We start from the raw sequence: 25,402 nt of genomic DNA, 5'->3' as shown, positions 1-25,402 counted from the left end.
CGTCATACTTGGAGCGATATCTTGAACCGTTTCGGGAGCTGCTACTGCGCGACGACATCGTCGAGATTGCAATCAATCCTGATGGCAAAGTCTGGATCGAAGCCGCAGGTGACGCGGCAATGCGTCATGAAGGTCAAATCGTAGACCGCGCCACGGCATTCAATTTGGCACAGACAATCGTCGGTGATGCCAATGCCCGCGTGTCAGAGAAAAACCCACTGGTATCCGGAAAAGTTGAATACGGAGGCCGCCCGCTGCGCGTTCAGGTCGCGGTTCCACCTGCCATTGAACAGGGCGCTTCGATCACAATCCGTTTGTTCGCAACTGCGGGCGTCACGGGGTACACACCATCCTATCTTTTTGGCAAAGCTGTTTCGCTCGACCAGTTGAGAGCTGAAAAGATGAAGGGCATTGCCAACCAAGCTGAAGAGAACCTTGAAGCAGCGTTGGAGGCCCTAGTACATCAAAGGCTCAATGTCTTGATCAGTGGTGGCACGTCGACAGGCAAGACCACCTTTGCCCGACATCTCCTTACTCATGTCGATGATGGCGAACGGCTAATCACGATTGAAGATGCGTTTGAACTGTTCCCTAGCCAACCCAACACCGTAGCCCTGCTGGCAAGTCGCGGCACTGGCACACAGAGAAGTTCGAACGCGCTTTTGCAAGCTTCTTTGCGGATGCGCCCTGACCGAATTATCGTTGGGGAACTGCGCGGGGACGAAGCCTTGACCTATCTTGAAGCGATCAACACCGGACACGGCGGGTCAGTCTCAACCATCCATGCGGAAACAGCTGAGCTCGCAATAGATCGTTTAGCAATAATGGTCTTGCAAGCGGGCACGCCGTTGAACTTCGCTGAGGTGCGGCAGTACATTCAGAAGTCGATCGATGTCATCGTCCAATTGGTGCGGGTAGATGGCAGACGCGGAATCGCTGAGTTTTATTTGCCCAACTAGACTCAATAATGCGCGACGATTGCGGCCATTCACTGTATCAATTTACAGAATGCGGGACCAAGTGACATTTCGCTGCGGTTGCGCGGGTAGCTTAATTGGTGCGCTTAGTGGATCTACACTATGGACTACACACAAGTAGCACACTCCCATCGTTTAAGGCCCCGGCGTATCGGGATAATCGGTCCACTCCTCCATTGGTGAGGACGCGGATAAATAATTCGAAAGTATAACTGCGAACAATGCTGGCGCCGAGCTCATTTGATGATCCGCCATTCGACGCGCAAACTACGCAGAGGCCTACTAATGTGGGATTTGACCGACTTCTCTCAACGACGTCATAGAACCGTCATGCAATGGGCCTATAAGTCACTACGGTATCACCTTCGTCGGAGTGTTTCAGTTGACAGATTTGCACGCGATAGCGGGCTCAAACCTTTCGCCGCTTTGCTTTGGGTGTATGCAATTCGGCGGCACGTCTGATGCAGTCGCGAGCCAGGCTATGTTTGAGGCATGCCTTGGTAACGACATAAATTTCTTTGACACAGCACACACTTACAATGGTGGACTTTCGGAGCGATTTTTAGGGAAATTTATAAAGCAAGATCGTGAAAACCTGATCATAGCAACGAAGGCAGGCTATACAGGCGGTAGCGGCGGCGACAACATCTTGAAACAGTTTGATGAAAGCCGGTTACGGCTGGATCTGGATACGATCGACATTCTCTATTTGCATCGGTGGGATGCAGAGACACCTCTACTTGAAACTTTCGAGACTTTGTCTCGCCTTAAGGAAACGGGCAAAGTTCGTTATATTGGCGTGTCCAATTTTGCAGCATGGCAGGTGATGAAGGCGCAAGGGGTTGCAAATTTGGTCGGCACGCGGATTGATATTATCCAGCCTATGTATTCACTGATCAAACGTCAGGCCGAGGTAGAGATATTCCCGATGGCGCTTGGTGAGGAGATTGCAGTTGCACCCTATTCTCCTCTTGGAAGCGGCCTGCTGACGGGCAAATATCTGTCTGGCGGAACAGGGCGGCTTTCTACGGATAAACGCTACGCTGCCCGGTATGGACAGGATTGGATGGTTGACACCGCGCAACGTTTGTCAGGGATCGCGATTGAAATGGGCATTGACGCGGCGACGCTTGCTGTGGCGTGGGCGGCGCAACACACTGCGGTGACGGCACCCATCATCAGCGCGCGCAGTGTCGCGCAATTGCAGCCCTCACTGGAAGCTGGGAACCTGACATTGACTGATGAGGAATATGACCGCATCGAAGCTCTGTCTGTGCGGCCCGCACCTGCGACGGATCGATTGGAAGAAGCGGTGTTTTAAGCGGGATTCGTCAAAGAACCTTCCCAATGTTCCCCCATCGCGACAATACAGGATGTGCCGTTTGCATAGTTCTGAACAATCACCCAATCGCCATTGCGCACAGTGACCCACACCTCAAGCATTGTCTCCGGGTCGCGCAAGCCCATCCCCTGGCGCTTGGCCCCTCGGGTTTCCTTCAATGTCTTGATCATTCGGGTGCTGTCATCACAGATTACATCAGACATCCGCGCCTGTGTATGCGTCGGGATGGCCAAACTGATACAAAGAAAAATCGCACACCGGCTGATCATTGTAAAACCTCACTGCTCTGAATCTAGAGAGTAACAGTTTTATGACACGCTGTGGATAAAATTTCCTGAACTGGTCGAAATCGCCTGTCTGCTTGGGCTAGCCAAGCGCATATCCTACGCCACGCACTGTCCGAAGCGGATCGGCACCGCCATACTGTAATAGTGCTTTTCTCAGACGTCCAATGTGGACATCTACCGTGCGGGTATCGACGTATAGATCCCGCCCCCATACACGGTCGAGCAACTGCTCACGGCTCCAGACGCGGCCGGGTTTTTCCATGAACGTGGTGAGCAGCCGGAATTCCGTCGGCCCCAGCTTGAGCTCGTCTTTGCCGCGTGTGACTTTGTGCGTCTCACCGTCCAGAATAATATCGTCAAATGCAAGTTGTTGGCCAAGCGAAGAGGGCCGCACGCGGCGCAGCTGGGTACGCACCCGCGCCATCAACTCGATTACCGAATAGGGTTTGACGACATAGTCGTCCGCGCCGGTTTCCAGCCCGCGCACTTTGTCCACTTCTTCAGAGCGCGCCGAAAGCATGATCACCGGAGTAGAGCGTGTCTCTGGCTTGCTCTTGATGCGTCGGCAGACTTCGATGCCGGACATGTTGGGCATCATCCAGTCCAGCACAATGATGTCTGGCGCATCCTCGGCGATGATCAAAAGAGCTTCTTCCCCGTCTCTCGCACGGCTTACCGCAAACCCTTCGGCTTCCAGATTATAGGCCAGAACTTCCAACTGGGCCGGCTCATCCTCTACGACCAAAACACGGGGCTGATCAGTGGACATCTGGCAGGTCTCCTTAGCTTGGCAATGATGTTTTGTCGCCTTTGGCGCGCGCCTCGTCTGGGATCGCGCCGGTAACAAGGTAGACAACCTGTTCGGCGATCGAGGTCACGTGGTCACCCATCCGTTCAATATTTTTGGCGATGAAATGCAGGTGCATACAGGCGGTGATATTGCTGGGATCTTCCATCATAAAGGTCAGGAATTCCCGGAACAGGGCATTATACATTTGATCGACTTGGATATCGCGGTCGATCACATCCTGAGCCAGTTCGGCATCCCGAGCGACATAGGCATCCAAGGCGTCTTTCAGCATCCCTTCGACCTCTTTGGCCATACGGCGCAAGGCACCCGCACTGCCATTCACAGGCTCCATTTGGGACAGGACGCCCGTGCGTTTGGCGAGGTTTTTGGCGTAATCCCCAATGCGCTCTAAGTTGGCACTCACTTTGATGACAGAGAGCACGACTCGCAGGTCAATGGCCGCAGGCGCACGCAAGGCGATCACACGCGCGGCCTCTTCGTTGATAGTTTCTTCAAGGGCGTCAATTGCTTTGTCCGCGACGCGCACCGCTTCCGCGCGCTCTTCGTCGCGGGTCTCAAGGCTGATCGCGGCCTCGAGGATGGCATTTTCAACCAGCCCGCCCATTTTCATAATCTGTGCCTGGATCGCTTCAAGATCACGGTCGAAGGCTGATGCGATATGTTTATCGTGCATTTTTAACTCCTCAGCCTATCCGGCCAGTGATGTAGCTTTCGGTGCGTGGGTCTACTGGATTGGTAAAGATGGTGGTCGTCTCGCCATACTCAACAAGGTGGCCGAGGTGGAAAAAGGCCGTTTTCTGACTTACCCTTGCTGCTTGTTGCATTGAGTGGGTGACGATCACGACCGAGTAACTCTTGCGCAGGTCGTCAATAAGCTCCTCGACTTGGGCCGTGGCGATAGGGTCAAGGGCCGAACATGGCTCATCCATCAAAAGCACTTCGGGTTCTGTTGCGATAGCACGCGCAATGCAAAGACGCTGTTGCTGGCCACCAGAAAGGCCCGTGCCTGGTGCGTGCAGGCGGTCTTTTACTTCATCCCAGATCGCACCGCGGCGCAGGGCGTTTTCGACAATGTTATCCAGATCTGCCTTGTTCTTGGCCAGACCGTGGATTTTGGGCCCATACGCTACGTTGTCATAGATCGATTTCGGAAACGGATTTGGCTTTTGGAACACCATCCCGACCTTTGCGCGCAGCTGCACAGGATCGACTTTCGGGTCATAGATATCTTCGCCATCGATCATGATGTCACCTACCACACGGCAGACATCGATCGTGTCGTTCATCCGGTTGATACAGCGTAAAAAAGTCGACTTGCCGCACCCCGACGGGCCGATGAAAGCTGTCACAGTCTTGTCTTCGATTTCGACGCTCACGTCCTTGATGGCATGGTTGTCGCCATAATAGACCTGCACGTCTTTGGCTGCGATCTTGACCTCGTTGGTGTCCACTTTTCTCTCCACAATTCTCATATCATTCATTGTACTGCTCCCTACCACCGACGTTCAAAACGGCGCCGCAACAACACGGCAATGGCGTTCATTGTGATCAGGAACAGCAGCAGAATGATAATGCCGCCCCATGCTTTTTCGTAAAACCCCGGGTCCGCGCGGCTGGCCCACGTATAGATCTGCGCAGGCATGGCCGAGTTGGCGTCGGTAAAGCCTCCGACGAAGGTCTCCGGATATTCGCGCGCGACAAAACCAACCATGCCGATCAGCAGCAAGGGTGCAGTTTCGCCCAAGGCTTGCGCCAATCCGATGATCGTACCGGTCAGGATGCCCGGCATCGCAAGCGGTAGCACATGGTGAAACACCGACTGCATTTTCGAGGCCCCTACCCCCAGAGCCGCATCACGGATCGACGGCGGCACAGCGGCCAGTGAAGCGCGTGTCGAGATGATGATAGTGGGCAGCGTCATCAGCGTCAGGACAAGACCCCCAACCAGCGGCGCTGACTGTGGAAAGCCTGCAAACTGAATGAAGACAGCCAAGCCAAGGATACCAAACACAATCGAGGGGACGGCCGCAAGGTTCGAAATGTTCACCTCAATCAGATCCGTCCAGCGGTTCTTGGGCGCAAATTCTTCAAGGTAAATGGACGCGGCCACCCCAATGGGCAGGGACAGAAATAGCACAACAAGCATCATAAAAAATGAGCCGATTACTGATGCGCCCAAGCCCGCACCACCGGGGTTGTCCACGCCAGAATCTTTGCCCGTAACGAAGTTCCAGTTGAACGCGCCTTTGATAATGCCCGCGTCTTCCAAGGCATCCACCAGATCAAGGTCAGTTGCCATCAAGAACCGGCTGTCCACAAGCGTATCGCGTGTCACACGGCCATTGAGATACCCGTCAACGCGGGAAGACGCGGCAAGCTCGAAGGACGCTGGTGTGCCGATGCGATCAGGGTTTTCGAGGAAAAAACTTCGGATTGTGCCACCTGGCTTACCGACAATTCGCTCAATCGCTTTATTGTCAAAGTCAACTTTCAACCCGCTGGCGTCAAGCTGCTCTGTTAACGCGCTTACGAAAATATTCTGATATTCGCCGGTCTTGAGCATCTTTGTTTCTGCGGTGTCGAATTGTTCCTGTGTTAGGGTAAATTCGATTTCCACAACAGTCTGGGTAAAGGCGGGAAGCCCCGACCGCAGGATAGACGTGAAAAGGAACACGAGAAACAGCAGACCGACACCTATAGCGGCCATACCATAGATGCGAAAACGGGTTTCGGCGGCGTTGCGCTTGCGTGTACGCGCGTCCTGCACCAAAAGGCTGGATTTTTTGGGGCCGTCTGCGGCCGGGATCATGATTGTGTCAGTCATTAGTCATACTGCTCCCGATATTTGCGCACGATGTAGAGGGCAAAAACGTTTAGCCCGAGCGTTAGAACAAAGAGGGTCATGCCGAGGGCAAATGCCACAAGCGCCTCGGGTGAAGCAAAGTCAGCGTCTCCAGTGAGCTGGCTCACGATCTTGGCGGTGATGGTGGTCATCGCATCAAACGGGTTGAGCGACAGGCGGGCTGCGGCCCCTGCCCCCAGCACCACGATCATGGTCTCGCCGATGGCCCGCGAGGCGGCCAGCAGGATCGCACCAACGATGCCCGGCAGAGCGGCGGGGATAATCACCTGACGGATGGTTTCGGATTTCGTGGCCCCAAGCCCGTAAGACCCGTCCCGCATCGCTTGCGGGACGGCATTGATGATGTCGTCTGACAGCGATGAGACAAAAGGGATCAGCATGATGCCCATCACGAGGCCAGCCGTCATCACGGCAGTGCCGCCCTGCATCCAGCCTAAGGTATCTTTGCCGAACATACTCACCAGCAGCGGGCCAACAGTTAGCAGCGCAAACAGCCCGTAGACAATGGTCGGAATCCCAGCGAGAATTTCGATCAACGGCTTGGCGACACTGCGCACTTTCGGCCCTGCATATTCCGACAGGTAAATCGCGGAAAAGAGACCGATGGGCACAGCGACCAGAAGTGCGATGAATGAGATATAAAAGGTGCCCCAAAGCAGCGGCAGCACGCCGAGGTCAGAGGAACCACCGCGCCCCGAAAAGCTGGGCGCCCAATTGGTTCCGAAAAAGAAATCAGCCGCGGGGTAGAGTTTGAAAAACTCGATGGTGTTGAAGAGCAGAGCAAACAAAATGCCGATGGTGGTCAGGATTGCAACGGAGGCGGCGGCGATTAGCAGGGCCAAGATGCCTCGCTCAACGTTGTTGCGGGCGCGGAAATTTGCCGTTGATTTCGAGTAGGCATAGGCGGCACCACCCAGCGCGATGAGCAAGACAAGCACCGTCATTAGCAACGAGCCGGCTGCATTGAGCGTCCGGTAGCGTTGCGCACCTGACAATACTTCAGGACTAACTGCAGATCCAAGAGCGACGCCAACCTCTCCCAAGCGCTCTCGTACATCAGAGGTTTCCGTGCTGATGGATGCCGCTTCAGCGCGGCTCATCGCACCTAGCTGCACCGCCACATCAAGGCCATCTGCCACGCGGCGCACGTCACTCATCACGAGGCCGATGGAGCTTCCTTCCGACACCATCGCGTCAGGCAGCGTCGCGAGTACGCGGGAGTTCACGAAAAACGGCTGCGCCAACATCCAGATGATGAGCACTGTCGCAGCGGGCACGATGGCCCACATGGCCACGTTTGCGCCGTAGTATACAGGTAGGGAATGGAGTTCACGACGGTCACCACCTGCGCTGTTCAATGCGCGGCGGCGCCCCAGAATAAATCCGATCGTGGCAATGGCAAGAAGGATCAATACGAGCCAGGTAAACGGCATGTCGGCTCCAATCGTCGTGATAGTCAAAGTGTTAAATACCCCAATAAAGGGAGGTCAGATTTGTGAGGTGGAGATGGCGTGTTACGCCACCTCCAGTCTTATCAGGCTTAGTTACCGCCGCCCATTGTTGTTTCTGCTTCAATAGCAGTCTGCGTCGCAGCCAGCTCAGGGTCTGCAACCAGACCATATGCGGACAGTGGGCCGTCAGGTCCTGCAATCTCGTCAGCTACGAAGAAGGATGCGAACTCTTTGAGGCCCGGGATCACGCCGATATGCGCTTTTTTCACGTAAAAGAAGAGCGGACGCGATACAGGGTACTCACCAGTGGAGATGGTCTCAGTGGAGGGTGCTACACCGCCCATTGTCGCCACTTTCAGCTTGTCTTGGTTGTTCTCGTAGAACGCCAGACCAAAGATACCGATGCCGTTCGGGTTGGCGTCAATGCGGGCCAGTGTTTCTGTGTAGTCGCCGTCGATGTCCACGGACGCGCCGTCCTGACGCACGTCGATGCAAGCATCTTCCGCGTCATCCTCAGACATGCCAGAGGCCATCATCGCTTCCATGGCGCCGGTGTCTTCACAGCCCTGCAACAGAACTTTGTCCTCGAAAACTTCACGTGTGCCGTGCTTGGTGCCGGGAATGAAGGCAACGATGTCAGACGCTGGGAGGTCGGTGTTAAAGTCGGCCCACTGGCTGTGCGGGTTGTCAACAATCGCGCCGTCCACAAGAACTTTGGAGCCCAGAGCGTTAAAGATATCAGCAGGCTGGAACGCGGTATAGGCAGGACCGTCGATCTGGCTGGCGAAGACAATACCATCATAGCCGATGCGTACTTCGATGATGTCTGTCACACCTGCTTCGGCACAGGCCTTGATCTCTTTTTCGCGGATGGCGCGTGATGCGTTCGCAATATCGATGGTGTTTTCACCAACACCTTCGCAGAACCGCTTGAGGCCCGAGCTTGAGCCGCCAGATTCGACAACAGGTGTCGGGAAATCGAAGTTCTCACCAAAGGCTTCGGCAACAATTGAAGCGTAAGGCAGAACGGTTGAAGATCCAGCGATCTGCACCTGATCCCGTGCAGCAGCAGTTGTTGCTGCCATTGCGGAAAGTGCGAGTGCGGATGTTGCGAGTTTCATCAAAGACATGGGTGTCTCCCGTTTGTACATTTAAAAGCGATCCCCCCACGGGAATCTCCCGCTCCTTCTACGCGGGCTACGTAACAGCTTTGTGACATTCGCATTACATGTTTATGACAACCGCCGAAATACTCTTTTGTGGTTCAGAGGCCATCGTGGATAGGTAGAATAACCGTAAAGGTGGTGCCTGTGCCAAGTTCACTTTCAACGCGCAGACGGCCGCGGTGACGGTTGATGATGTGCTTGACGATCGCAAGCCCAAGACCGGTGCCGCCAAGTGCGCGGCTGCGGTGGTCATCGGCGCGGTAGAAACGCTCGGTCAGGCGTGGCAAGTGGATAGGGTCAATGCCAGCACCATAATCGATGATCTGAACACGCACGCCCGGCGCACGTAGAACCGGTTCGCGCGCGCTCTCAGCCATACGCACCGTCACCCGCCCACCTGACCCACCATATTTAATCGCATTCATGATTATATTGGTGAAAACCTGTTTAAGCTGATCCCCATCTGCAATCATCGCGACGGGCCGCTCGGGGAATTCGGTTTCAAAAGTCACATCCGCCTCGCGCGCCAGATGCTGCAAGGTGTGGAGAGTCGAATTCAGAATGTCATTCAACACGACGCTTTGCGTGGGCCGTACCCGCTCGTCTCCCTCAACCCTGTTGAGCGACATCAGATCGCCAACAAGACGGTTCATCCGCTCCGCCTCGTTTTGCATGATATCAAGGAACCGTGCTCCCGCCTCTGGATCATTGCGCGCGGGACCGCGCAGGGTTTCGATAAACCCCATAAGTGCCGTCAACGGGGTGCGCAATTCATGGCTGACATTTGCGACGAAATCGCGGCGCATCTGGCCGGCTTGCTCTTTGTCGGTAATATCTTCAAAGGATACGAGCACGACGCCTGCCATGTCTCGGCCCAAACCTTGCACCGCGCGGCAGCTCACCCGAAACGCGGTGTCCTGCGCGCCATCATTGCTCAGGTACTGTGTTGAACGCGCCATGCCGTCTGTCAGTGTCGTCTCGATTGCGTCAAGCAACGCAGGCTGACGCAGCATAGTAACATAGTTCTGCCCCCTAGCCTGTTGGTTGATCAGTGTGAGCGCCTCAGTATTGGCAGCGATAATTCTTTCCGTGCGATCAATCGCAAGGCTGGGTAGAGGAAACCCAGCCAGAAGAGCATCAAGGATCTCATCATTCATCTCGAACCTCATCAATGCGGCAGCTACCTGAATGGCGCTTGCGCACACATCCCTTATGGCATGGCTGCCTCCCAGTCCAACCAAGACATGGACAAGCTGTCTAAAAAGAGGGCTTTCCACCCATCTTCGGATGAAGATTGACCTTACCTCAAATTGTACAAACGCGCTGAGCAAGTCATGAATTTGAAGTCTGATGCCTGATCTTGAGCACGCATCATTGACGATGCAAATTCCGTCTCGCAGCGTTTTAGTCCTTTTGCGCAATTGTCATGTAACTGAGACGTAAGTGTCGCAAGTCTGTGATGTTCACCGCGTATCCATCGCCCAAACTTGGGGGCGATATGCTAAGAATCGACACATTGACGAAACGCTTTGGAGATAAAACAGCCGTGGATGCGGCTAATATCTCTGTAAACGAACCATCCATGATCGGAATTATCGGGCGATCTGGCGCAGGAAAATCCACGCTGTTGCGGATGGTCAATCGCCTGAGTGATGCGACGTCCGGTACGATTACGTATCAAGGCGAGGACATCACCGCGTTGCGGGGTGCCGCGAGGCGAAACTGGCAATCGCGCTGTGCAATGATCTTTCAGCAGTTCAACCTTGTGCCACGCATGGACGTGGTATCGAACGTGCTCCATGGAACGCTGAACAAGCGCTCGACTGTCGCGACGCTGTTCAATCTTTATCCACAGGCTGATATCCATAAGGCAATCGAAATCCTTGATCGCCTTGGTATTGCCGAACAGGCACCCAAACGCGCCGAAGCCTTGTCAGGCGGCCAGCAACAGCGCGTAGCGATTGCGCGTGCCCTGATGCAAGACCCCCAGATCATTCTGGCGGATGAGCCTATCGCCTCTCTCGATCCGATGAATGCGCAAGTGGTGATGCAATCCCTGCGCACCATTCACGAAGAAGACGGGCGCATGGTGATCGCTAATTTGCACACCCTGGATACGGCGCGCCGCTATTGCGATCGCGTGATCGGGATGCGCGATGGCAGGATCGTATTTGATGGCACGCCCGAACAACTCACCACTGGCGTTGCCCGCGACATCTATGGCGCAGGCGCGGACTTTTCTGAAGCTGCCACCTCTACCGAAATCGAAACACTGGACAGACCAGAGGTCCGCGAAGCGGAAGCCTATGTCTGAGCCAGTTTCCACCCTCACCTAAACTGCCCTCAAACAGCCGAAAGGCAGCGGGCAATCAACCACGGAGAAGACCATGAAAAAGACACTTGCACTGGCACTTGCCGCCACCACTGCCCTGAGCACCGGCGCTTTCGCACAAGAAATCACCGAATTCCGCATCGGCATTCTTGGCGGCGAAAACGCCCAAGACCGCATGAATAGCTATCAGTGCCTTGCTGATTACACGACAGAGGCGCTCGGCGTTGAGACAAAGCTGTTTGCGCCTGCCGACTATAACGGTGTGATCCAGGGTCTGCTGGGCGGTAACATCGACATGGCATGGCTCGGTGCCTCCGCCTATGCCGCCACATTCCTGCAAGACCCCGAAGCCGTTGAGCCTGTGCTGATCAAAGTGAACGTAGACGGTTCCGTCGGTTACCACTCCATCGGTTTTGCCCGCAAAGACAGCGGCGTGACATCTTTGGATGACATGGAAGGCAAAGTATTCGGCTTTGGTGATCCAAACTCCACCTCCGGCTACCTGATCCCCTCCATCGAGATCCCGCAGTACAAAGACGGCGTAACCATGGAGAGCGGCGAGTACTTTGGCGAAGTCAAATTCACTGGCGGTCATGAGCAAACCATCGTTGCGGTGAACAACGGTGACATTGACGGCGGCGTGACATGGGCTGACGCTCAGGGCAACTGGGAAGACGGCTACAACTCTGGCGCGCTACGCAAGGCTGTTGACGCTGGTCTGGTCGACATGAACGAGATGGTTCAAATCTGGAAATCCAAAGTCATTCCCGAAGGCCCCATCGTTCTGCGCAAGGCGCTGCCAGCAGACGTGCGCGAAAAGATGACTGCACTGGTGGACGGCCTTTACGAAGCAGACCCGGATTGCGCCTACGGTGTAGCGTCCGGTGACACCCGCGGGTTCCAACCCGTAACACACGACACCTACATTTCAATCGTCGAGGCCCGCAAAGCGAAAATCGGCGGCTAAGTAATTTTTATGACGCATCCGGTAGCCCCTCGGGGCTGCCGGTATTTCTTTGTGCGGGGTCAACATGGCAGATATTTCACTCAGCGGCGCACCACAGTCGGTGCAAACCATACAGTCCAGCTACATGGCGCAGGTGCAACGGCGCAGGCTCTATAGCGGTCTCACACTTTTGATATTTGTGATCCTGATGGTTTCGGGGTTCAACATCGCCGACGACCGCAATGCCGGTGGCTTTTGGAACGGGCTGCATCAAGTGGGAGACTACCCCGCAGATGTTCTGTCCGAAGCGTGGGAAAAACGCGCCGATCTCCCTGCTCTCATGGCCAGATATTTTCCTGCCCTGATCGAGACTGTCAACATCGCTGCCGTTTCCACACTGATTGGCGCGATTGGTGGCTTGTTTCTGTCCCTGCTTGGCACAAGGGGTCTGGCCAAATGGCCCCGTTTGATCCCCCTGTTTCGCCGTATCTCTGACATCATGCGCGCGGTGCCCGAAATCGTGATTGCGCTTGTCCTTATCTTTGTGCTCGGCGGTGGCCCCGTTCCTGCAATGATCGCCATCGCGATCCACACCGCCGGTGCGCTGGCGAAGATGTTTTCCGAAGTCTCTGAAAATACCGATCTTAAGGCGGTCGAAGGCTTATCTTCCACAGGTGCCACATGGCTGCAACGGATGCTATTGGGTGTGCTGCCTCAAGTTGCGCCAAACTATGTGAGCTACACGCTTTTGCGCTTTGAAATCAACATCCGTGCATCTGCCATTCTCGGGTTCGTAGGTGCTGGTGGTCTAGGATATGAACTACGCAATGCCATGGCATGGGGGCCTGGTCGCTTTGATGAAGCTGCGGCCATCTTCATCCTGCTGTTCGGCACAATCGTTTTCTTTGATCAGGTTTCAAGCCGCTACCGCAACCGGCTGACCGATGGTCAGACACACTAAGCTTTGAAGGGCAAAGCCAATGACAACTATTGAACTGGACACGACCAAGCTTCGGGCTGACAGGCTTTTTCAGCGCAAACGGCTCGTTGGTTTTGCCATTCCCGCAGTTATCCTCGCCTACCTGACGTATATTTTCTTTGCCTTTGATCTGCCCGGCCTTGCAGGGCGTGCCAACATGGACAACGCAGTGACGTTGGTTTCGGACAGTTGGTCGCACAAAGTGCATGTCACCCGTGACAACCGCTCGGGCGAGATCAGCTATGCCGTTGAAGGGGAACGCAAAGGCCGCTACCCTGAAGGTGCGCGGCCTGCTTGGGTCACAGGTGACGAGGTCATCACAATTGACCTAGGCGGCGATCATATTGTCCGTTACCTGCCGGAAAACCGGACCGAGATTGAAATCCCAAACTTTCCGCTGATCGAAGTACGCGCCGAAGGCCGCAGCCTCGTGACCAACCTGCCAGATGATCTGCCGGGCTGGATTTCAGCCTCAAATCGCCGCATCGGTATCACAACGCCCGAAGGACGCATCACCCTGACGGGTGCCCGCACCGAGGTTTTCAACTACTTCCCCGGTTGGGAGCTGTTCTGGTTTACTCTCGACAGCCCTTACCACGGCCAAAGCCTTTCAAAGATCCTGTTCGGCGAGCGCGTGGATCCTGCCCGACCGAATATCTCAGGGGCCATGTCTGATTGGTGGAACAACGCCATGTGGCGCCACAAGGACGTGGCTTGGGCCATTGGCGAGACGATCCTAATGGCGTTTCTTGGGACCATGGGGGCTGCGATCATCGCCTTGCCCCTTGGCTTTCTGGCAGCAAAGCGTTTCTCACCCATCATGCTACTGCGCGCCGCCACGCGCCGCCTTTTCGATTTTGTTCGGGGCGTAGATGCGCTGATCTGGACGGTTGTCCTCGCCCGCGCTTTTGGCCCCGGTCCGTTGACAGGCGCGCTGGCGATCCTGATTACCGATACTGGCACCTTCGGTAAAATCTTTTCCGAGGCGCTGGAGAATGTGGACCAGAAACAGATCGAAGGGGTTTCCTCCACGGGGGCCAAACCGCTGCAACGATACCGCTTTGGCGTGATCCCCCAGTTGGTGCCGGTGCTGCTGGCGCAAATCCTGTACTTTCTGGAATCCAATACGCGCTCTGCCACCATCATCGGAGCCATCACCGGCGGTGGCATCGGGCTGATGCTGACCCAAGCCATCCAGACCCAAAAAGACTGGGAAGAAGTTGCCTACTATATCGTTTTGATCATCGCCATGGTGATGTTCATGGATTGGCTCTCAGGATGGTTGCGCGGCAAACTGATCGGTCGAAAAGACTGATGGCACGCATCCTGATTACAGGCAGCAATCGCGGGATTGGTGCTGCACTTGCCGCAGAGGCCAAAGGCCGCGGACACAGCATTTTGCGCGCAACGCGTGTGGGTCAGGGAGGCGACGTCATCTTTGATATCAGCAATCCCATGCAGGTTAAGCAAGCAATGTCAGCAATCAACCAGCCCATTGATATTGTCATCAACAATGCAGGTATCATTGGCCCGGACAGCCCGACAACCGATATGGACTGGACCGCGATGGCCCATACCTTTGCCGTTAATGTCGCAGGTGCGCTCGCGGTGAGCACGGCTTGCCTCGATCATTTGCGCCGCAGCGGCAGCCCTCGCATCCTGACGATCTCAAGTCAGATGTCCTATATGGGCTATGCCAAATCAGATCGGATTTCGTACCGTGCATCGAAGGCCGCAGTGAATAAGGTTATGCAGGGGTTGGCTACAGATCTCTACCCCGATGGTATCGCAGTCGTGGTTGTCGATCCTGGTTGGGTACAGACGGACATGGGCGGAGCGAAGGCCGAGCTCACCCCGGAAGAGGTTGCAACAGGAATTATCGATCTGGCAGAACGCGTCACCCTCGAGCAAACCGGCAAGTTTTTTCGCTGGACCGGCGAGGAGCGCGCATTTTGAGTAAGACCAGATTGCAAAGCCATGCCCCCTTTGTTCATCCAGAGTGCGAGATAACAGATGCGACATTCGGAAGATACGTGGAAGTCGGACGGGGCAGCCGATTGGCACATTCCTATATGGACGACTATTCCTATTGCGACCGGTTTGCCGACATTGCCAATGCCACCGTGGGCAAATTCTCGAACATCGCGGCCTTCGTGCGGATCGGGGCTACCGACCACCCGATGGAAAAAGCCAGTCTGCATCACTTTCACTATCGCTCGGCCGATTATTTCGAAGATGCAGCTCATGATGACGCTTGGTTCGCCCTGAGGCGCAGCCGCCGCACGGTAATTGGCCATGATACATGGATTGGGCATGGCGCACAGGTCCGGCCCGACGTGAGCATCGGCCACGGGGCCGTCATCGCAGGCGGTGCAATCGTGACCAAGGATGTGCCTCCCTACATGATCGTCGCGGGCATCCCCGCTGTTCCGATGCGTCCGCGTTTTACGCCCCGCGTTGGTGACAGGCTGATGGCGCTGGCGTGGTGGGATTGGCGCCACGACCGTCTGCATGCCGCCCTTGATGATTTCCGTACCCTTGGTGCCGAAGCCTTTCTTGAGCGCTATGGAGGCTAACCGGTGCTGACAGAACTGCAAAAACGCTTTGACAAGGCGTCGCTAAGCTATTGCGACCTTCACGGTTTGGAGCGGGACCGGGATTGGGTCATGTTGAAACTTCTCGAAGAAGTGGGCGAGCTGACACAGGTCTGGAATACCATGACAGGCCGCGGCCGTGATAAAGGGCTATCCGATGCCGATCTAAAACTGGCACTGGCGTCAGAAGTCGCCGATGCGCTTGGCATGCTTTTCGTATTTGCACACCAGCATGATCTTGATCTACCCGATGCAATCCTTCGGAAATGGCGCTTCGACCCGCAGGAGATTGGCTAAGCCCGCCCCTTGGTTTCAAATGCCTTGCGCGCTTGTCTGAAACAATCGGGTCAAAGGACTTTGAAGAACGCACTTCAAATCAAATCTGACAAGCAATGTCACAAAGCTGTAGCGAAACTTGGCTAGATTGCCGCAAACGTATCACAAGGATCAATGCGGATGGATAAACACGCCCCTTCTCAGGTTTCTTATGCCAAAGCGGCACAGACACGTTCTGGGCGAACCGTCATCAAGCTTATCGAGAACGCCACTGGGCGGCTTGATCTAATCAGGCGCGCGCAAGACTATGATATCGAAATTGCGCAGGGTCGGAGCTTTTGGGACGTCATGCTCGGCCGATACGGCGTAAGCCTTGATGTGATGTCGGGATCTTTGGCGGATATTCCGGCGCAAGGCCCCTTGGTGATTGTCGCAAACCATCCTTTTGGCATCCTTGATGGCCTTGTTATGGGGCATATCCTGTCCAAGCGGCGCGGCGCGTTTCACATACTGGCAAATAGTGTCTTTCAGGATGCGCCAGAACTTGCAGGGACTGTTTTACCCATCAACTTTGACGAGACCAAGGATGCAGTGAAGCTCAACCTCGAGACGCGCGCAAAGGCGTTGACGGCTCTCAAGGCAGGCGGTGCAATCGGTGTCTTTCCTGGCGGAACGGTTTCGACCGCGGCTCATCCTTTTCAGCGGCCCCTTGATCCGGGCTGGCGGCGTTTCACTGCCCGCATGATCACCAAATCCAATGCGACAGTGGTGCCCGTTTTCTTTGATGGACAGAATTCACGCCTGTTTCAGCTGGCAAGCCATATCCATTACAACTTGCGGGTTGCGCTCTTGCTCAATGAGTTTCGCAGGCGTGCTGATAAGCCCGTTAAGATCGCAATTGGCAAACCAATATCGCCTGAAACAATTGCAGCCTGTTCGCATGATACACAGGCGATGATGGATTCTCTTCGAGACCAGACATACGCGCTCTCCCCTCAGGGCGTTGCCAATGCAGGTTACGGTTTTGAGTTTGAAGAAAGATACAAGGTCTGACGTGCCCCAGCGATTATCGGGCATAGGCGATCAGACTCGGCTACGCTTGGCAACGCGCAAGGATGCGCCATTTATCCTGCTTTTGGAAGAAGATGGAATGCGCAGCTATGCCGAAGCTCTTTGGGGCAAATGGGTGCCTTCTTTTAACCCAGAATCGCTGCTACTTGAGGGTCATGAGATGATCGAGTGGGGCGGAGAACTCGTGGGCTGCGTTGCCTGCGAATGGCAAGCCGATCATCTGCGTATCAAGAAACTTTATGTGTCACCGCAGTATCGCAGACGCGGAATCGGAGCTTGCGTTTTGGTAATAAAGCTTCGGCAAGCCGAGTGTCGTGGCCTCACTTTAAGGCTCACGGTCTTGAGTACCAATAACGATGCGCGGCGTTTCTATGAGCGTGAAGGCATGTCAGTCGTCGACCGGACCGAAGAGCGTATTACCCTGCAATTTTAGGGGCGTGATCCAAAAAACCTCGGACAGGGAATTTTCATAAGCCATGGAACTGGTTTCTCGATTTCTTATTTAATCGCCGGCTTCAGAAAACCCACGGCAATGGCAGAGGTCGCAACCATGACTGTCGCCGTCCCAAGCATGATGGGCAAGCCGCCCGCCTGATAGGTCAGCCCTGACAACAGCGTACCCGCCAACCGTCCGGCGGCATTGGCCATGTAGTAAAAACCGACATCCATCGTCACGCGCTCGGCCTTGGTAAAGGACAGGATCAGATAGGAATGCAGCGATGAGTTCACCGCAAAAACTGCGCCAAAGGCCAACAATCCTGCCACGAGGGTAACGGTCAGCCATGTCTGTGGTTCCCCTGCAACGAAGGCCGCAAGGGTAAGACCCATCGGTACCGCCACAAGCCCCCAACCCCAGTTGCGGGCCGCAGCGATCAAATCTGCGGCAGGGCGGTCCTTTGCACGCAGTATGCGCGGTGCATTGGCCTGAACGAGGCCATAGAGGATGACCCACCCCGCCATGAATGTACCGATCATGAAAAACGCAGTACGGTTGCCTGTCGTCGTGCCATCCGACAGCACTGCGTAGAAGTAGATAGGGATGCCGACCACAAACCAAACGTCCCGCGCACCAAACAGAAACACCCGCGCGGCACTCAGCCAGTTCACATTTGCCGATTTTGAGAATACTTCCGCGAATTTCGCCCCTTTGCGCCCTTTTGGCAGTCCCGCAGGCATGGCCACCAAAATGGCCAACAGGATCACAGCAAGGATCGCAGCCATCCCGAGCACGGCCCAGACAAACCCCGCCGTCGCAAGCAGCACCGCGCCGAGCAAAAAGCCCGCGCCCTTCACCATATTCTTGGATCCGGTCAACAGGGCAACCCATCGAAACAGGCCCCCACCCTCGGTCGGGGCAAGCAGTTTGGCCGCCGATTTCGACGACATCTTGGCAAGGTCTTTGGCGACGCCACTCGCCCCTTGCACCAGCATGACAAAGACCACAGACGCCCCGACCGCCCAGCTTGGGTCAAGCTGCGACAGCACCAGCAGGGCCAGCACTTGCAGGCCCAACCCCGCATAAAGCGTCGAGGTCAGACCGAACCGGGCGGCGATCCAACCCGCGCAGAGGTTCGTCACAACGCCCGCGATTTCATACAGCACGAACAGATAGGCCAATTGCACCGGTGAAAAACCCAGCGTGTGAAAGTGCAGCAAAACCAGCATCCGCAACGCACCATCGGTCAGCATAAAGGCCCAATAGGCCGCAGTCACCGCGATATATGCAGACAGGCCCTCGGGACGCGCAGCCGTTTGTGTCACAAGCTTTCACCAACCATGAAGGCGACATCGACCAATCGGTGTGCATAGCCCATCTCGTTGTCATACCACGCATAGACCTTCACCTGCGTGCCATTGATCACCATCGTGGAAGGCGCATCTATGATGCTGGAGCGTTCGTCATTGGTATAATCGGTTGAGACAAGCGGACGGGTCTCGAAGCCCAAAATCCCTTCAAGAGGTCCCGCGGCGGCAGCTTTGAACAGCGCATTCACCTCTTCCGCCGTCGTCTCCTGCTCCACCTCAAAAACACAATCCGTCAGGGAGGCGTTCAGCAGCGGCACGCGCACAGCATGGCCGTTCAAACGGCCCTTAAGCTCCGGGTAGATGAGCGTGATTGCCGTGGCACTGCCCGTGGTTGTAGGGATAAGCGAATTCAGCGCCGAGCGCGCGCGGCGCAGGTCTTTGGCAGGACGGTCCACAATGGTTTGTGTATTGGTCACGTCATGGATAGTTGTGATGGAGCCATGTTTAATGCCCAGATTTTCGTGGATGACCTTGACCACAGGGGCCAGACAATTGGTGGTGCAGCTAGCGGCGGTCACAATGCGGTGGCGGTCTGGCGCGTAGATGTGATCATTGACGCCGATCACAATATTGGCCGCATCTCCGTCTTTGACAGGTGCCGACACAACCACTTTCTTCACGCCTGCTTCAAAATAGGGGGCGAGTTTGGCCTCTGTTTTGAACGCGCCAGTGCAGTCGATTACCACATCGACGCCTTCCAACGGTAGATCGGCAATGTTGCGGGTCCCGATGAAGGGTATCTTCGCCCCGTCAATTGTCACACTGTCTGAATCATGGGAAAAATCTGCCTGCCAACGGCCATGAACCGTATCGAACTCAAACAAGTGGGCGTGCATTTCAGGGTCACCCACCCCGTCGTTGATCCATGCGATCTGGGCACCGCGCTCTAGTAGGGGTCTAAGGGCAAGCTTGCCAATGCGACCAAGGCCGTTGAGTGCGTAAACAGTCATTTGAGTATTCTTTCTTCGTATGTTTGGCCGATCTCGTCGACGGCCTTTTGCAAGGACATGCGATCCAAGGACGCGAGCGGCAGGGAAGTAAATGCGATCAGCCGGTTGCGCAGCGCGCCATAGGTCTGATGAAAGGCAAGGCTTTTTTCAGCATCCGACCCAACAACGCTGACGGGATCAGGCATCCCCCAATGGGCGCTGATAGACTGCCCTGACCACGCGGGGCATTCTTCGTTCGCGGCCTGATTGCAGACCGTAAAGACAAAATCGAGGGCTGGCGCGTCTGCTTCTGTGAATTCGGATATATTCTTGGACCGGAGGACAGAGATGTCGTGCCCCTTTTGCTCCAGCACCTCCAAAGCAAAGGGATTTAATTCCGAGCGCGGTTTGGTCCCCGCTGAATATGCAACGAAGCGGTCACCGGCAATATCGCGCAATATGGATTCCGCGAATATGGAACGGGCAGAATTGCCGGTGCAGATGAAGAGGATATTATATTTTTTGTCAGTCATGCGAAAGTCTCCTGGTGCATCAGAATTGACAGATGGAATGCAAATTTCGGGCCTTCCCCGACAACAGTCGTGGAGGAGGTAGTCAACAGTCTCGCGCGCGGCGTCCATGTCGATGGCATAGCGCAGGGATGTGCCAACCCGCTCTTGACTGATCAACCCTGCCTGCATCAATGCATTGACATAGGTGGACAATGTATTGGGCTTTAACCCCAGTGCCTGCGCCAGTTCCGTCGCTGGCACACGGTCGGGGTAGCGTCGCATCAGCAGCCGAAACAGCGCCAGCCGTTGCGGATGACCGAGGGTCGAAAGGCGATCGGGAATCAATTTTTCCATAATTCATGAATATGTGAATTATGGCATCATGAAAAGTGAAGTTTTTGTGACGCTCAAGCCAGATGCCGAACCATCGCATCCAGTATACCTCCTATTCAATAAGCTCTGCCACCGCATCAAGCCGATCAACAACTGAGCTTGCTCCAGCATCATACAGACGCTCCGCATGATCATCGGCGCAATGAGAGCCACCCGTGAATCCGATGCATGTCATTCCAGCGGATATGGCTGCTGTAACGCCCGCAACACTGTCCTCAACAACAATACATCGTTCGGGTGCCGTCCCCATTTTCAACGCAGCGTACAAAAAGATATCCGGATGGGGTTTCCCCTTTTCCACCAAACGCGTCGAGAAGATGTGAGGATAGACCAGTTCAAACAACTCGGTCTCAATCAACCCCAGCGCCAGTTTTGCAGGGGCGGCGGACGACGCGATACATTTGGCGGTGCGGAGTGATGAAAGCAAAGCGGGCGCACCATCAATGGCGCGTAGCTCGGTCCGGTATTTTCCGATGACTGCCCTTTTTATCGTCCGCCTGAAGTTGGCTGGCAGAGGCTTTCCAATCTCTTTGACCAAAGCGGCATCTAGAGCTTCGTCAGGCATGCCTGCAAAGCGCCTCGATATCTCTTGTGTCGTGATTGGATATCCCAAGGCTGTGTAGGCTTCGGCATCAGCTTGGCACGCAATGATCTCACTATCGAGCAGCACACCATCACAGTCAAATATCACAAGATCAAATCTGTCCATTTGGGATCGCTCTGAAGTTTTAGGTATCTTGCCCATCCAGGGAAAAGCTTCTGCGCACACCCATCCAGTTCCAAGCCTGAATGGCAATAGACCTGCGGAACATATCAAACGTAAATTTTAACGCCGAAGGAAAATAATAAATCTTTCATAGAAGTGTGACGCCGCTGTCATGATTGGCCCCGCATAAGCAAGCAATTACATTATGATGGAGAAGAAAATGCGAGTTACCGCTGCTATCGTTTCTACTTTTTTTACTGCTCTGCCAGCTTGGGCGCAAACTGTCGAAAACGTGGAATATGGTCCGCGCCCTTACTACCTTATCGATCAGATGGAAGCGGGTCCGCTCAAAGACAAGCTCACCCAGTGCATGGGTCAGGAAGGAAAAACATCGCTGTTCTCGATCGGGCATCGGGGCGCACCCATGCAGTTCCCCGAGCATACTGTCGAATCCAATGTGGCCGCGGCGCGGATGGGTGCGGGCATACTCGAATGCGATGTCACCTTTACGAAAGACCTTGAGCTGGTCTGCCGTCATGCACAAAATGATCTGCACACCACCACAAACATTGTAACCAGCCCTCTGGCGAGCACTTGCGCACAGCCCTTCACGCCTGCGAATAGGGAAACGCCTGCCGCTGCCGAATGCCGCACGTCCGAAATTACACTGGCAGAGTACCGGACACTCACCCCGAAAATGGATGCGGCTGATGCGACTGCGACCACCGCTGAAGCTTATTTGGACGGCACAGCAGGTTGGCGCACGGATCTCTATTCGGCCGAGCCCGCAACGCTGATGACCCATGCCGAGTCCATCGCGTTGTTCAAATCTCTGGGCGCAAAGTTCACGCCAGAGCTTAAATCACCTTCGGTCGAAATGCCGTTCAACGGATTTACCCAAGCCGACTATGCGCAAAAACTGGTGGATGAATACAAGGCAGCCGATATTCCAGCCTCTGATGTCTGGCTTCAGTCCTTCAACCTCGAAGACGTGCTCTACTGGATCGAAGCAGAGCCGGAGTTTGGCGCGCAAGCGGTTTATCTGATGGATGAATACAACATCGAAGGCTATTCCCCGATGGATGCGGCCACATGGCCGAACACGATGGAAGAGCTGAAATCGATGGGTGTAAACTATATCGCACCTCCAACATGGATGTTGGTGGCCACATCTGCGGACGGCGAAATCATCCCGTCCGAGCTGGCTGTTCAAGCCAAAGCAGCAGGGCTTGAGATCATCACATGGACGATCGAGCGGTCTGGCCCGCTCAAAGACGGTGGCGGATGGTACTACCAGTCGATCTCGGATCTGACCACCAACGATGGTGTCATGTACGAATACATCGACGCCTTGGCGCAGGATGTGGGCGTTGTCGGTATATTCTCCGATTGGCCTGCAACGGTAACCTACTACGCAAACTGCATGGGGCTTGAATAGGCTGATTGCCCGTTCGCTAGTTGTATAACACAGCGCTGGTGCCCCCGTCCTGTTGGGTGGGGGTACTTTTTGCATTTCATTCGACTTCCATAGTCAGCGTCATGCGCCTTCCCCTGCAAACCGATCCGGAACGTGAAATGAAGAACTCAGTTGATCCCAATGCTATTGTCACGCGAAGCGCTGCCCGATCCGATGTGGAACAAATTTTATCTATGGTGCAGGCACTGGCCCATCATCACGGGGATATTCCAAACGTTAGCACAAAGTCCCTGGAGCGTGATATCTTTGGAGAAACTCCTTGGATTTATGCGCTGGTTGCCGAAGTTGATGGAATAGCTGTAGGCTATGCTGCTCTCTGCCCAATGATAAAATTGGAGGTGGGTGAGCGTGGCATTGATATGCACCACTTGTTTGTTGAAGCCGAGTTTCGAGGATCAGGCATTGGAAGGCGGTTGATCAATGCATCGATAGCCAAAGCACGCGAGCTCTATTGCGCATCTATGACGGTCGGAACACATCCCGACAACGCAAACGCCCAAGCCGTATACTTGGCCTGCGGCTTTGAACAAAGGCATAGTTTGACCCCGAGGTTCCGTATCTACCTGTAGGGATGTGTCTCTTTTGCCAAAATGGTGCGCAATACCCGCAAGAGCATAAACACCCGCAAGGGCTTCAAAGCGTAAGCGTAATCCGGTCTCCGGCAAACCAAGTACGCCCGTATTCTACCGGCGCGCCTGCCGCGCATTGGTTCATACTGGAGGACCTCAGGAGTGGATCACCTTCGCTAACTTGCAAAAGCAGCGCCTGTGTGGCCGTTGCGCGGACAGCCGTCAGGCGGGTTGAGGCCCGCGTATAGTCATCGATGCCGGCAATACCCAGCGCTTGGGTGACGCTGCTTGTCTCGGACAAGGCTGAGGTGATGCGCGGGAGCCTCAGGAGCGGGAACAGGCTTTCAAATACGGCAATCGGCTGACCATCAGCCAGTGAAAGCCCGTGATAGGCACAGACCGGATCGCCCGCTTCGATCTGCAACGCCTGAGCCTCGCCAATCGTCGCAGCGCGCTCATCCAATGCCAACATGCGCTTTTCGGGTCTGCGGCCTGCGGCGATCAGGTTTTCGTGGAAACGCACCCGATTGCCGATCGGATAGTCGGTCGGCGTGGCCGCGACAAAAACCCCTGCACCGCGTCGGGTGCGTACCAACCCTTCTTCAACCAATACCGAAATCCCGTGGCGCACCGTGTGGCGGTTCACGCCAAAGCGGTCCGCCAGCGCAGCCTCGGTCGGCAGCTTGTCCCCCACCGCATAACGTCCTTCGGCCAAGTCGCCGCGCACTGCATTGGCGATGGCTTTCCAGATCGGGGTTTTGTCAGAACTGTCACGCAAACTTCACAAAACTCTTCTGTCATGAGGACATCGATATGATAAGATATGTATAGTTGTATAGGAAAGAGACAAGTTGTCGAGATGAAAGACACTGTGAGCGAAAATAATCCCCGCAAGGCGTGGATGGGTCTGCTGGCTAAAGCGCCCGAAGGCCGTGTGGCCGCACTGTTGGATGCTGAAATATCGCGCCCTGCTTTTACGTGGCTGCGTGCACCAGAGATTGGCAGCACGATGGTCCGCGCACGTGCTGGTGCCACCGGCGCACCCTTCAATCTGGGCGAGATGACGATAACCCGCTGCGCTTTGACGTTGGAAACCGGCGAAGTCGGGCACAGCTATATTCAAGGGCGTAGCAAAGCAGATGCCGAGGTCGCCGCTCTAGTCGATGCGCTTATGCAGACCGCAATGGCAAGTAGGCTGCGCGAGACGGTCCTTGAGCCTCTGGAAGCAGGGATGGCCACCATGAAAGCCGCCCGCGCGGCCAAGGCAGCCGCGACAAAGGTTGATTTCTTTACCATGACCCGAGGAGAAGACTGATGCAGGCAAACACCCTGTCCGGCGGCTTTGCCGATCCAGCCACCCAGTCAGCCCACGCCTTTCGCAGTGTGATGGAGGCCATGGCGCGTCCGGGCACCATTCAGGATATCGAAGGGGCAGCACCCCCTGCCCCGCTGTCGCCCGCGATGGGCGCCGTTCTGCTGACGCTCTGCGATACGGAAACACCGATTTATCTGGCTGGCGATATGGATTGCGAAGCGGCGCGGGCGTGGCTGGCCTTTCACACTGGTGCCCCTTTTGTTGGCCCCGCGCAGTGTATGTTTGCGGTTGGCAAGTGGGACGCGCTCGCGCCGCTCGCGGTCTACCCGATCGGCACGTCCGAGTACCCTGACCGCTCGGCCACGCTCATAGTTGAATGTTCCGAACTTGCGGCAGGCGCAACTTTGACGGGTCCCGGCATCAAGGATCAGGCAACGCTTTCCTTGCCAGAAGTGGAAGCGTTTCAGGCCAACCGAACCCAGTTCCCGCTGGGGCTGGATTTCATTTTCACTTGTGGCGAACGCCTCGCGGCTTTGCCCCGGTCAACCGAAGTCTCGCGCTCAAGTAGCGAAGCGATAGCGCAAGTAGGAGCATCCTGAC

At 55.3% G+C, this 25,402-nt stretch carries 28 protein-coding genes; 15 read left to right on the top strand and 13 right to left on the bottom strand.

The features are described from left to right. The first annotated feature begins 8 nt into the window (after positions 1 to 8). Entirely contained in the window at positions 9 to 959 is a 951-nt protein-coding gene (locus tag PFRI_RS05825) for a TadA family conjugal transfer-associated ATPase (protein ID WP_009807899.1), read from the top strand. A gap of 400 nt (positions 960 to 1,359) precedes the next feature. Beyond that, positions 1,360 to 2,298 carry an aldo/keto reductase gene (locus PFRI_RS05820; protein WP_072629850.1) on the top strand — a complete coding sequence of 313 codons (939 nt, stop codon included), beginning with the start codon at positions 1,360 to 1,362 and terminating at the stop codon, positions 2,296 to 2,298. Here PFRI_RS05820 and PFRI_RS05815 read toward each other — a convergent pair. From PFRI_RS05815 to PFRI_RS05780, 8 genes are all read right to left on the bottom strand, one after another. Beyond that, a complete protein-coding gene (locus PFRI_RS05815) occupies positions 2,295 to 2,522 on the bottom strand; it encodes a hypothetical protein (RefSeq protein WP_139292098.1) in 228 nt (75 codons plus the stop codon). The genes PFRI_RS05820 and PFRI_RS05815 overlap by 4 nt on opposite strands. Before the next feature lie 163 nt (positions 2,523 to 2,685). After that, positions 2,686 to 3,375, bottom strand: a complete 690-nt coding sequence (gene phoB / locus PFRI_RS05810; protein ID WP_072629781.1) for a phosphate regulon transcriptional regulator PhoB — start codon at positions 3,373 to 3,375, stop codon at positions 2,686 to 2,688. A 13-nt stretch (positions 3,376 to 3,388) separates the two neighbouring features. Beyond that, a complete protein-coding gene (gene phoU, locus PFRI_RS05805) occupies positions 3,389 to 4,090 on the bottom strand; it encodes a phosphate signaling complex protein PhoU (protein WP_072629780.1) in 702 nt (233 codons plus the stop codon). A 10-nt stretch (positions 4,091 to 4,100) separates the two neighbouring features. After that, positions 4,101 to 4,898: a phosphate ABC transporter ATP-binding protein PstB gene (pstB, locus tag PFRI_RS05800; RefSeq protein ID WP_072629779.1), complete on the bottom strand. Its 798-nt coding sequence runs from the start codon at positions 4,896 to 4,898 to the stop codon at positions 4,101 to 4,103. Positions 4,899 to 4,909: 11 nt separating this feature from the next. Further along, positions 4,910 to 6,241 (bottom strand): phosphate ABC transporter permease PstA, encoded by a 1,332-nt coding sequence (gene pstA / locus PFRI_RS05795; RefSeq protein WP_072629778.1) that lies wholly within the window; start codon positions 6,239 to 6,241, stop codon positions 4,910 to 4,912. Continuing rightward, positions 6,241 to 7,713: a phosphate ABC transporter permease subunit PstC gene (gene pstC, locus PFRI_RS05790; RefSeq protein WP_072629777.1), complete on the bottom strand. Its 1,473-nt coding sequence runs from the start codon at positions 7,711 to 7,713 to the stop codon at positions 6,241 to 6,243. The genes pstA and pstC overlap by 1 nt, the downstream gene beginning before the upstream one ends. A gap of 107 nt (positions 7,714 to 7,820) precedes the next feature. After that, positions 7,821 to 8,861, bottom strand: a complete 1,041-nt coding sequence (locus PFRI_RS05785; RefSeq protein WP_072629776.1) for a substrate-binding domain-containing protein — start codon at positions 8,859 to 8,861, stop codon at positions 7,821 to 7,823. A gap of 134 nt (positions 8,862 to 8,995) precedes the next feature. Further along, a complete protein-coding gene (locus PFRI_RS05780) occupies positions 8,996 to 10,054 on the bottom strand; it encodes a sensor histidine kinase (protein ID WP_072629775.1) in 1,059 nt (352 codons plus the stop codon). A 341-nt stretch (positions 10,055 to 10,395) separates the two neighbouring features. Between PFRI_RS05780 and phnC the strand changes: the two genes are divergently transcribed. The 9 genes from phnC to PFRI_RS05735 all read left to right on the top strand — a co-directional run bounded on the left by phnC (position 10,396) and on the right by PFRI_RS05735 (position 17,528). Further along, positions 10,396 to 11,211: a phosphonate ABC transporter ATP-binding protein gene (gene phnC, locus PFRI_RS05775; protein WP_072629849.1), complete on the top strand. Its 816-nt coding sequence runs from the start codon at positions 10,396 to 10,398 to the stop codon at positions 11,209 to 11,211. 73 nt (positions 11,212 to 11,284) lie between these two features. Further along, a complete protein-coding gene (gene phnD, locus PFRI_RS05770) occupies positions 11,285 to 12,196 on the top strand; it encodes a phosphonate ABC transporter substrate-binding protein (protein WP_072629774.1) in 912 nt (303 codons plus the stop codon). 64 nt (positions 12,197 to 12,260) lie between these two features. Beyond that, positions 12,261 to 13,136: a phosphonate ABC transporter, permease protein PhnE gene (gene phnE / locus PFRI_RS05765; RefSeq protein ID WP_072629773.1), complete on the top strand. Its 876-nt coding sequence runs from the start codon at positions 12,261 to 12,263 to the stop codon at positions 13,134 to 13,136. A gap of 19 nt (positions 13,137 to 13,155) precedes the next feature. Next, positions 13,156 to 14,469 (top strand): phosphonate ABC transporter, permease protein PhnE, encoded by a 1,314-nt coding sequence (gene phnE, locus PFRI_RS05760; protein WP_072629772.1) that lies wholly within the window; start codon positions 13,156 to 13,158, stop codon positions 14,467 to 14,469. Beyond that, positions 14,469 to 15,110 carry an SDR family NAD(P)-dependent oxidoreductase gene (locus tag PFRI_RS05755; protein ID WP_072629771.1) on the top strand — a complete coding sequence of 214 codons (642 nt, stop codon included), beginning with the start codon at positions 14,469 to 14,471 and terminating at the stop codon, positions 15,108 to 15,110. The genes phnE (PFRI_RS05760) and PFRI_RS05755 overlap by 1 nt, the downstream gene beginning before the upstream one ends. After that, a complete protein-coding gene (locus tag PFRI_RS05750) occupies positions 15,107 to 15,730 on the top strand; it encodes an LbetaH domain-containing protein (protein WP_072629770.1) in 624 nt (207 codons plus the stop codon). Before PFRI_RS05755 ends, PFRI_RS05750 begins: the two co-directional genes overlap by 4 nt. A gap of 3 nt (positions 15,731 to 15,733) precedes the next feature. Then, entirely contained in the window at positions 15,734 to 16,045 is a 312-nt protein-coding gene (locus PFRI_RS05745) for a nucleoside triphosphate pyrophosphohydrolase family protein (protein WP_072629769.1), read from the top strand. Positions 16,046 to 16,204: 159 nt separating this feature from the next. Beyond that, complete coding sequence (locus PFRI_RS05740; protein WP_337956929.1) at positions 16,205 to 17,077, top strand: lysophospholipid acyltransferase family protein; 873 nt, start codon at positions 16,205 to 16,207, stop codon at positions 17,075 to 17,077. Beyond that, positions 17,034 to 17,528, top strand: a complete 495-nt coding sequence (locus tag PFRI_RS05735; RefSeq protein WP_084649616.1) for a GNAT family N-acetyltransferase — start codon at positions 17,034 to 17,036, stop codon at positions 17,526 to 17,528. The genes PFRI_RS05740 and PFRI_RS05735 overlap by 44 nt, the downstream gene beginning before the upstream one ends. Positions 17,529 to 17,593: 65 nt before the next feature. On the opposite strand, the gene arsJ is transcribed toward PFRI_RS05735, so the two are convergent. From arsJ to PFRI_RS05715, 4 genes are all read right to left on the bottom strand, one after another. Beyond that, a complete protein-coding gene (arsJ, locus tag PFRI_RS05730) occupies positions 17,594 to 18,856 on the bottom strand; it encodes an organoarsenical effux MFS transporter ArsJ (protein WP_072629766.1) in 1,263 nt (420 codons plus the stop codon). Next, positions 18,853 to 19,851, bottom strand: a complete 999-nt coding sequence (locus PFRI_RS05725) for an ArsJ-associated glyceraldehyde-3-phosphate dehydrogenase (RefSeq protein WP_072629765.1) — start codon at positions 19,849 to 19,851, stop codon at positions 18,853 to 18,855. The genes arsJ and PFRI_RS05725 overlap by 4 nt, the downstream gene beginning before the upstream one ends. Next, positions 19,848 to 20,696: an arsenate reductase/protein-tyrosine-phosphatase family protein gene (locus PFRI_RS05720; RefSeq protein WP_072629764.1), complete on the bottom strand. Its 849-nt coding sequence runs from the start codon at positions 20,694 to 20,696 to the stop codon at positions 19,848 to 19,850. Before PFRI_RS05720 ends, PFRI_RS05725 begins: the two co-directional genes overlap by 4 nt. A 91-nt stretch (positions 20,697 to 20,787) precedes the next feature. Next, positions 20,788 to 21,444, bottom strand: coding sequence for an HAD family hydrolase (locus tag PFRI_RS05715; RefSeq protein WP_072629763.1), 657 nt, complete (start codon positions 21,442 to 21,444; stop codon positions 20,788 to 20,790). A 217-nt stretch (positions 21,445 to 21,661) separates the two neighbouring features. On the opposite strand from PFRI_RS05715, the gene PFRI_RS05710 reads away from it, so the two are divergent. Together PFRI_RS05710 and PFRI_RS05705 are read left to right on the top strand one after the other, a co-directional pair. After that, complete coding sequence (locus tag PFRI_RS05710) at positions 21,662 to 22,879, top strand: glycerophosphodiester phosphodiesterase family protein (protein WP_111445364.1); 1,218 nt, start codon at positions 21,662 to 21,664, stop codon at positions 22,877 to 22,879. 101 nt (positions 22,880 to 22,980) lie between these two features. Continuing rightward, complete coding sequence (locus tag PFRI_RS05705) at positions 22,981 to 23,487, top strand: GNAT family N-acetyltransferase (protein ID WP_111445357.1); 507 nt, start codon at positions 22,981 to 22,983, stop codon at positions 23,485 to 23,487. A 64-nt stretch (positions 23,488 to 23,551) separates the two neighbouring features. Here PFRI_RS05705 and phnF read toward each other — a convergent pair whose 3' ends face one another. Next, on the bottom strand, positions 23,552 to 24,265 hold the full coding sequence (phnF, locus tag PFRI_RS05700) for a phosphonate metabolism transcriptional regulator PhnF (protein ID WP_072629760.1): 714 nt from the start codon (positions 24,263 to 24,265) through the stop codon (positions 23,552 to 23,554). 81 nt (positions 24,266 to 24,346) lie between these two features. Here phnF and phnG point away from each other — a divergent pair, with 81 nt between their 5' ends. Next, positions 24,347 to 24,802, top strand: coding sequence for a phosphonate C-P lyase system protein PhnG (gene phnG, locus PFRI_RS05695; protein WP_072629759.1), 456 nt, complete (start codon positions 24,347 to 24,349; stop codon positions 24,800 to 24,802). Then, complete coding sequence (gene phnH, locus PFRI_RS05690; RefSeq protein ID WP_072629758.1) at positions 24,802 to 25,401, top strand: phosphonate C-P lyase system protein PhnH; 600 nt, start codon at positions 24,802 to 24,804, stop codon at positions 25,399 to 25,401. Before phnG ends, phnH begins: the two co-directional genes overlap by 1 nt. Position 25,402 lies beyond the last annotated feature (1 nt).

The organism is Planktotalea frisia (assembly GCF_001890925.1).
GTDB classification, from domain to species: Bacteria; Pseudomonadota; Alphaproteobacteria; order Rhodobacterales; family Rhodobacteraceae; genus Planktotalea; species Planktotalea frisia.
The sequence above is the reverse complement of the archived record's forward strand: the minus strand, read 5'-3'. Positions and strand labels throughout refer to the sequence as shown.

What these genes read in the sequence shown, in the direction of transcription:
- PFRI_RS05815 (WP_139292098.1), bottom strand. Translation starts at nt 2,522, where the DNA reads ATGTCTGATGTAATCTGTGATGACAGCACCCGAATGATCAAGACATTG.
- phoB (WP_072629781.1), bottom strand. Translation starts at nt 3,375, where the DNA reads ATGTCCACTGATCAGCCCCGTGTTTTGGTCGTAGAGGATGAGCCGGCC.
- phoU (WP_072629780.1), bottom strand. Translation starts at nt 4,090, where the DNA reads ATGCACGATAAACATATCGCATCAGCCTTCGACCGTGATCTTGAAGCG.
- pstB (WP_072629779.1), bottom strand. Translation starts at nt 4,898, where the DNA reads ATGAATGATATGAGAATTGTGGAGAGAAAAGTGGACACCAACGAGGTC.
- pstA (WP_072629778.1), bottom strand. Translation starts at nt 6,241, where the DNA reads ATGACTGACACAATCATGATCCCGGCCGCAGACGGCCCCAAAAAATCC.
- pstC (WP_072629777.1), bottom strand. Translation starts at nt 7,713, where the DNA reads ATGCCGTTTACCTGGCTCGTATTGATCCTTCTTGCCATTGCCACGATC.
- PFRI_RS05785 (WP_072629776.1), bottom strand. Translation starts at nt 8,861, where the DNA reads ATGTCTTTGATGAAACTCGCAACATCCGCACTCGCACTTTCCGCAATG.
- PFRI_RS05780 (WP_072629775.1), bottom strand. Translation starts at nt 10,054, where the DNA reads ATGAATGATGAGATCCTTGATGCTCTTCTGGCTGGGTTTCCTCTACCC.
- phnC (WP_072629849.1), top strand. Translation starts at nt 10,396, where the DNA reads ATGCTAAGAATCGACACATTGACGAAACGCTTTGGAGATAAAACAGCC.
- phnD (WP_072629774.1), top strand. Translation starts at nt 11,285, where the DNA reads ATGAAAAAGACACTTGCACTGGCACTTGCCGCCACCACTGCCCTGAGC.
- phnE (WP_072629773.1), top strand. Translation starts at nt 12,261, where the DNA reads ATGGCAGATATTTCACTCAGCGGCGCACCACAGTCGGTGCAAACCATA.
- phnE (WP_072629772.1), top strand. Translation starts at nt 13,156, where the DNA reads ATGACAACTATTGAACTGGACACGACCAAGCTTCGGGCTGACAGGCTT.
- PFRI_RS05755 (WP_072629771.1), top strand. Translation starts at nt 14,469, where the DNA reads ATGGCACGCATCCTGATTACAGGCAGCAATCGCGGGATTGGTGCTGCA.
- PFRI_RS05740 (WP_337956929.1), top strand. Translation starts at nt 16,205, where the DNA reads ATGGATAAACACGCCCCTTCTCAGGTTTCTTATGCCAAAGCGGCACAG.
- PFRI_RS05735 (WP_084649616.1), top strand. Translation starts at nt 17,034, where the DNA reads ATGCAGGTTACGGTTTTGAGTTTGAAGAAAGATACAAGGTCTGACGTG.
- PFRI_RS05725 (WP_072629765.1), bottom strand. Translation starts at nt 19,851, where the DNA reads ATGACTGTTTACGCACTCAACGGCCTTGGTCGCATTGGCAAGCTTGCC.
- PFRI_RS05720 (WP_072629764.1), bottom strand. Translation starts at nt 20,696, where the DNA reads ATGGAAAAATTGATTCCCGATCGCCTTTCGACCCTCGGTCATCCGCAA.
- PFRI_RS05715 (WP_072629763.1), bottom strand. Translation starts at nt 21,444, where the DNA reads ATGGACAGATTTGATCTTGTGATATTTGACTGTGATGGTGTGCTGCTC.
- PFRI_RS05710 (WP_111445364.1), top strand. Translation starts at nt 21,662, where the DNA reads ATGCGAGTTACCGCTGCTATCGTTTCTACTTTTTTTACTGCTCTGCCA.
- PFRI_RS05705 (WP_111445357.1), top strand. Translation starts at nt 22,981, where the DNA reads ATGCGCCTTCCCCTGCAAACCGATCCGGAACGTGAAATGAAGAACTCA.
- phnG (WP_072629759.1), top strand. Translation starts at nt 24,347, where the DNA reads ATGAAAGACACTGTGAGCGAAAATAATCCCCGCAAGGCGTGGATGGGT.
- phnH (WP_072629758.1), top strand. Translation starts at nt 24,802, where the DNA reads ATGCAGGCAAACACCCTGTCCGGCGGCTTTGCCGATCCAGCCACCCAG.